The 5641-nt window shown below is 72.0% G+C and carries 7 protein-coding genes; all 7 read right to left on the reverse strand.

Features of this window, described 5'->3' with window-relative positions:
- Positions 1-3 precede the first annotated feature (3 nt).
- The 7 genes from C2L59_RS29250 to C2L59_RS29280 all read right to left on the reverse strand — a co-directional run bounded on the left by C2L59_RS29250 (position 4) and on the right by C2L59_RS29280 (position 5450).
- Positions 4-285: a hypothetical protein gene (locus C2L59_RS29250; RefSeq protein ID WP_103352747.1), complete on the reverse strand. Its 282-nt coding sequence runs from the start codon at positions 283-285 to the stop codon at positions 4-6.
- Between the two features lie 160 nt (positions 286-445).
- Entirely contained in the window at positions 446-1081 is a 636-nt protein-coding gene (locus C2L59_RS29255; protein ID WP_233223758.1) for a hypothetical protein, read from the reverse strand.
- Positions 1078-1908, reverse strand: coding sequence for a G1 family glutamic endopeptidase (locus C2L59_RS29260; RefSeq protein WP_103352749.1), 831 nt, complete (start codon positions 1906-1908; stop codon positions 1078-1080). Before C2L59_RS29260 ends, C2L59_RS29255 begins: the two co-directional genes overlap by 4 nt.
- Before the next feature lie 106 nt (positions 1909-2014).
- Complete coding sequence (locus C2L59_RS29265; RefSeq protein WP_233223759.1) at positions 2015-2776, reverse strand: BTAD domain-containing putative transcriptional regulator; 762 nt, start codon at positions 2774-2776, stop codon at positions 2015-2017.
- Between the two features lie 79 nt (positions 2777-2855).
- Positions 2856-3629: a dimethylarginine dimethylaminohydrolase family protein gene (locus C2L59_RS29270; RefSeq protein ID WP_233223760.1), complete on the reverse strand. Its 774-nt coding sequence runs from the start codon at positions 3627-3629 to the stop codon at positions 2856-2858.
- A 40-nt stretch (positions 3630-3669) separates the two neighbouring features.
- Positions 3670-4137 (reverse strand): pyridoxamine 5'-phosphate oxidase family protein, encoded by a 468-nt coding sequence (locus C2L59_RS29275; protein WP_103352751.1) that lies wholly within the window; start codon positions 4135-4137, stop codon positions 3670-3672.
- 20 nt (positions 4138-4157) lie between these two features.
- Positions 4158-5450, reverse strand: coding sequence for an MFS transporter (locus C2L59_RS29280; protein WP_146060453.1), 1293 nt, complete (start codon positions 5448-5450; stop codon positions 4158-4160).
- Positions 5451-5641: the final 191 nt, after the last annotated feature.

A 5641-nucleotide genomic window follows, 5' to 3' on the forward strand; every position in this document is an offset into this window, starting at 1 on the left:
TCGTCAGCGACCCAAGCCGCCATCAGCGTGGGTGTCGGCTGCGCAGTCGCGGGGGGACTCGCCCGTGTTGGCGACGTCGTGCAGGGGGACCTGGACGATGAGGATGTTGAAGGTGTTGTCGCAGAAGCCAACCGCGCCGTCGACGTTGTGCAATGCCTCGGTGCCGCCCAGGTTCAGCAGGCCGACGCTGTCGTCGGTGGGGTAGCTGTCCGCGGCGGCGACACCACCCGCCGAGAACGCGCCGGCCGCCAGGGCAGCCGTGACCAAACCGATTTTCCGCAACATACCGGGAGACTCCTGAAAACGAGGGAATGGAGGGTAGCCGCGGGTACCTCGCCGCGCGCGAGCAGAAAATACTGTGCGGCTCGCGCCCGTCGCCACCGGACGACGCCATCGGGTGAGGGCCACGGCGCCCTGACCACGTGGTGGTTGCCTCGTTCGGAGGTCAGCCGCTGGTGCCCGGTGGGCGGGTGCACGCCGCCAGGACCGTGCCGCCCATCTTGATCCGCAGCTGGGTCGTCGTGGCCTCGCCGAACAGCTGGCCGGTCGGGACCAGGGGTGGCGGTCCCGGGCAGAGGCTCGTGCCGTTGTCGCTGCGGTAGATGCCCAGCCCCGCGACCGTCGTGCCGGTGGGTGCGAACACGAAGAACGCGTCGCCCGTTCCCACGCTGAACTGGACGCCCGGTGAGCTCACCGCCGCCGAACCGGCCAGGACCGTGAGGATCGGCCGCTCGGTGGGCGGGGTGGTCGTGAAGTCCACCAGGGACACCGAACGGTTGCCGCCGCCGTTCGGGGTTTCCAGGAACAGGACGTGGTTGTGGGTGCCGATGAACATATACCTCGACACGCCGAGCGTCTGGTGGAACACCGTTCCCGTCGGGCCGGCGGCGGCCAGCCCCGCGGCGGTCCTGGTGACGGTCCGGTCGCCCATCGTCGTGGTCGGTGCCGAGGACCAGGCGAGCGCCGCGCTGTTGTTGAACAGGCCGTTGGAGATCGTGATCGGGTTCGCGGCCGCCGCCGGCGTCCCCGCCGCGAGCACGGCCGCCGCGACCGCGGCCAGCACCCTCCTCGCCCGGCTCACCGGTGCGCCCAGGTGACCGCGAAGTTCTGGCCGTTCGTGCTGGTGGCGCCGGTGGTGGCGTACGTGGTGGTCGTGTCCTGCTCCTGGATCCTGGTCCGTTGCCAGGTCGAGCTGGAGGTCATCGATCCGCCGTGGCCCGCGTCGTCGGAGGCGACCGCGTTGTTCATCAGGGCCCGGCCGTAGTCGGCCAGCGGGAAGAAGTCGCCGGTCCCGAACCGGCCCACGTCCTCGACGACCCACTCGGCGCTGCTGCGTGAGCAGACGAGGGTGGCCGCGCACGTCTGGGTGGTGGTGAAACTCGTGTGCTGGGTGGCGTCGGCGACGGTGATCGTGTACTGCGCGGTGGCCGCGTTGTACGTGACGTCCGCGCTCACGGCGTCGCCGGCGTTGATGGTCAGGACCGGCTGGATCGCGTTGGTCGGGAACATTTCCCACCACAGCTGGTACACCGGGGTGCCGTTGACGCACCGGGCCGAGCTGCCACCCTGCTCGACCGTGCCGTTGGTCCACCCGTCGAACCCGACCCAGAACACCGCCCAGGCGTCCGACGCCGGGCAGGTGACCGGCCGCTGCGTCCACGAACCATGCACGTGGGTGAACGTGGCCGCGGGTGAGGACAACGAGGTGATGGCGTAGCCCGCCCAGTTCCGCGAGGTCGCGTTGACCAGCGGACCGGCGACCGCGGGCGAGGCACCGGTGTGCTGGGCCGGGCCGCCGGCGTACCCGATGGGTGCGCTCGCGGCACCGGCGGGCGCCGCGGCCCCGGCGCTGGACACGACCGCCGCCGCCACGAGGGCGGTCAGCGGCAGGAGCCGTCGAAGTTTCATGCGAGTCCCTGTCTGCGAAGATCGGCGCCGGCATCGGCAGCCGGGCCCGCGCCGACTCTGGCAACCGGCGCTGAAACGCCCCTGATGCGGCGCTGAAAACCGGTGGTCAGCCCGCCAGCAGCCGGACGGCGAGCGAGGGCACCTCGAGGGCCGGGTCCTGCCGGAGGATCGCGGTCTCCAGCTCCCGCAGCCGCTGGTGGGGATCGATGCCCAAGTGGTCGGCCAGCGCCGTGCGCAGCCTGCGGTACACCGACAGCGCGTCGGCCTGCCGGCCGGTGCGGTACAGCGCGAACATCAGCTGCGCGTGCACCTGCTCGTCGAACGGGCGCGCGCGGGCCAGCCGGTCCAGGTCCGGTTCGAGCTGGGCGTGCTCACCGAGGGCCAGCCGGGCGCGGATCAGCGCCAGCTCGGCCCGGGTGCGCAACCGCTCCAGCCCGGCGGCCTGCTCGTCGAGCCAGGCCACCCCTCCGACGTCGACCAGCGAGCGGTCCCGCCACAGGGCCAGCGCGGCCCGCAGGGTCGCAGCGCTCTGCGCCGGGTCGTCGGCGCGTTCGCCGCGCTCGACCAGGCGCCGCGCCTCGGCCACGTCCGTGGGGCCGGCGGTGAGCAGGTAGCCGGGTGGCCGGGCGAGGATCGCGGTCCGGTCGCCGAGCAGGCGCCGTAGGGCGGACACGTGGCTCTGCAAGGTGTTCAGGGACACCCTGCGCGCTTCGTCGCCCCACGCCGCTTCGATGAGCCGGCCGGTGCCGACGATCCCTTCGCCGTGCAGGGCGAGGACCGCGAGCACCGCTTTCCGCCGTGGACCCGGAATCGGCACCGGCACGCCGCCGGCGACGACGTCGACCGGGCCGAGCAGTCTGACACGCACAGGGCCTCCCGTCCGTCGCGGGGACTGGCCGGTCCCCCGCGTCGGACGTTCCCATGATCGGTCGACAATCCGTCGACAGTCACGGGTTGTCGAGCGTCAACGCCGTGCAGCGGACTCCCCCGCCGCCCTTGCGCAGCTGCGTGGTGGCCAGCTCCACCACCGTCAGCCCCCGCTCACGCAGCTCCGCCGCCAGCTTCGGTGCGCCCGCCGTCATCGTCACCGTTGTTCCGTCGCTGACCAGGTTGAGCGCGAACTGCCCCGCCTCCGGCTCGCCCACCTCGATCAGCTCGCGGCCCGACCCGCGCAGGCGGGCGAGGCTCGGCTCGTCCAACGCCGCCGGGCAGTACGCCAGCAGGTCCCGGTTGATCACCGCCACCACCAGGTCCAGGTCGTACCAGCGGGGGCCCGTCGTGCGCAGCGGCACGATCTCGTACCCGAGGAACTCCGCCACCAGGTCGTGCGCGCGGGGGTCCGTCCGCTGGCCGTAGCCCGCCAGGAGGAGGTCGCCGCACGCCAAGGCGTCGCCCTGGCCGCTGAAGGCGTAGTCGCTCTGGATCACCTCGAAGCCGTGGTCGGAGAACCACTCGCGGTGGTACGGCGTCTCGGCCCGACGCTCCGGGGGCAGGTTCGCCAGCACCGCGCGGCGGCCGCGGACCACCGCCGCGTTGGCCGTGTACACCATGTCCGGGCACTCCGGGGCCGAAGGCAGGAGCTCGACCTTGCGGCCCGCCGCGAGGTGGGCCGCCACCAGGGCGTCGTGCTCGGCCGACGCCGCGGCCGGGTCCGGCTGGACCGCCGTGTCCATGTACGGGTTGATCACGTAGTCGACGCGGAAGTACCTGGCGTCGGACATCAGCAGGACCGTGTGCACGCCTGTCCTTCCGTGTGACCGGTCAGAAGGTGACCGGTACCCGCAGGTCGTGACCCGCGGGGTCGAGGGTGAAGTGCTCGGAAACCGTGGCGCGGTACAGGCGGTACACCGCCGCGCCTTCGACGTCTTCGCGGTCCAGCGGGGGCACCCCGCGGGAAGCCGACGGGCCGTTGTACACCTCGATACCGGCCGCCAGGTCCTCGCCCGCGAGTTCCTCGCCGACGGCCTTCAGGAACACCGCGCGGCCCTGGTACACCGGCACCTGGGAATCGAAGATCACGATGCTCATCCCCGCGCGCACCGCCAGGTTCCGCGAGTGCGCCGTGTCCGTCTTCGACGCCCAGTAGAACTCGCGGTAGGTGTCCGCGGCGACGAAGTACACCGGCGACACCCACGGCGTGCCCGACTCGTCCGCCGTCCCCAGCGTCATGTACAGGTTGGTGTCGACCACTTTCTTCGCGACAGCGGTCAGTTCGGCAGTGCGGTCCACGAGGTCCCTTCCGTTCGCCGTCACGCGGCGGCTTTCACGTCGGCCGGCGGGCCGGCCGGTTCCGCCCCGCGCTGCTGCTCGCGCACCGACCAGCGGCCGGTGAACAGCAGGCCGGCGCCGGCGACGAGGAACAGCGCGCCGAGCAAGAGCCACCCGGCCACGCCCCAGCCGCTGAGCAACGCGGTCAGCAGGCCGGGCGCGAGCATCATGGCAGTCCCCTCGCCCAGGCCGTACATGCCCTGGTACTCCCCGTGCGCGTCTTCCTTCGTCATCCCCACCGACAGGCCGTACCCACTGCCGAGGACGAACAACTCGCCCACCGTGTGCACCGCGGCCCCCGCGAACAGCAGCGCGATCACCACGACCCCGGTCCCGCCGTCGGTCGTCGCGTAGACCGCGCAGGACAGGGCGAGCACCACCCCGGACACCACCGCCAGCCGGCTCGCGCTCGGCACGGTCGCCGCGGCCTGGGTGAACCGGTTGAGCAGCAGCACGATCACGATGCCGTTGAACACCATCAGCGCGCCCATCGTCCACGGCGGCGCGTGCGTGTGCGTGGTGAGCCAGATCGGCAACCCCGAGTCGTAGACACCCCAGTTCAGCGCCAGCACCCCGCTCAGCGCGGTCAGCACCAGGAACGGCCGGTCGCGCAGCACCAGCACCTTGCGCGTGACCCGGCGCTCCCGCAGCGACTCCACGTGCGGGACCCGCAACAGCAGCAGTGCGAACGCCAGGTTCGTCCCGCCGCACAGCAGCACCATCACCAGGTAGGCCGGCTGGGTGTCGAAGAAGAGGATCACCCCGCCGATCAGGGAACCCACCACCGCGCCCGATTCCTTCATGACGTGGGTGTTCGACAGCGCCTTCAGCCGGTCCGGCCCGGACGTCAGCCCCGAGATGACGGCGATGCGGATGCCCGGCGCCGCGCGCTCGACCATCACCACCACGCACGTCACGAGCATGACCGCCCAGAACCCGTCGACCAGGGCCAGCGAGAGGATCGCCAGGCCGCGCACCAGGGTGAGGCCGAACAGCACCTCGCGCGGGCCGACCCGGTCGGCGAGGTAACCGAACGGCATCCCGGCCACCATGCCCACGACGCCCGCGGCGGTGATGCCGAACCCGAACTGCGCCGGTGAAAGGCCGATCGAACGCAGGTAGAACATCGCCCAGCACGCGTACCACGCGCCCTTGCCGACCGACAGCACCAGGGTCGCCACGTAGATCGGCCCGATCGGCGCCCGCCAGAAGTCCGGCCGGGACCAGCCGGGCCTGCGCCGCCACCGGACCTGCTGCTCCTCGCGCGCGTCCACGTCCACCCCTTCTCGCGTGTGCGGTCCGGCCAGCCTGGTGCCGCCGCGGCCCCTTGGTCATCTCCGGGCGTGCTGGGTCCGGCATCTGCGGACCGGAACCCCGGTCCGCACTCCGGAAGAGGACCTCCACGACGGCCGGTCGAGAGGATCACCCCGGCGGGTGAAGAGCGTTCGGGGGAAGGAATCGTGCT

This window comes from Amycolatopsis sp. CA-128772 (assembly GCF_002904295.1).
GTDB lineage: Bacteria > Actinomycetota > Actinomycetes > Mycobacteriales > Pseudonocardiaceae > Amycolatopsis.

Bases quoted from the DNA above. Each gene is read 5' to 3' on its own strand.
- C2L59_RS29250 (WP_103352747.1), bottom strand. From the start codon at position 285: ATGTTGCGGAAAATCGGTTTGGTCACGGCTGCCCTGGCGGCCGGCGCG.
- C2L59_RS29260 (WP_103352749.1), bottom strand. From the start codon at position 1,908: ATGAAACTTCGACGGCTCCTGCCGCTGACCGCCCTCGTGGCGGCGGCG.
- C2L59_RS29270 (WP_233223760.1), bottom strand. From the start codon at position 3,629: ATGTCCGACGCCAGGTACTTCCGCGTCGACTACGTGATCAACCCGTAC.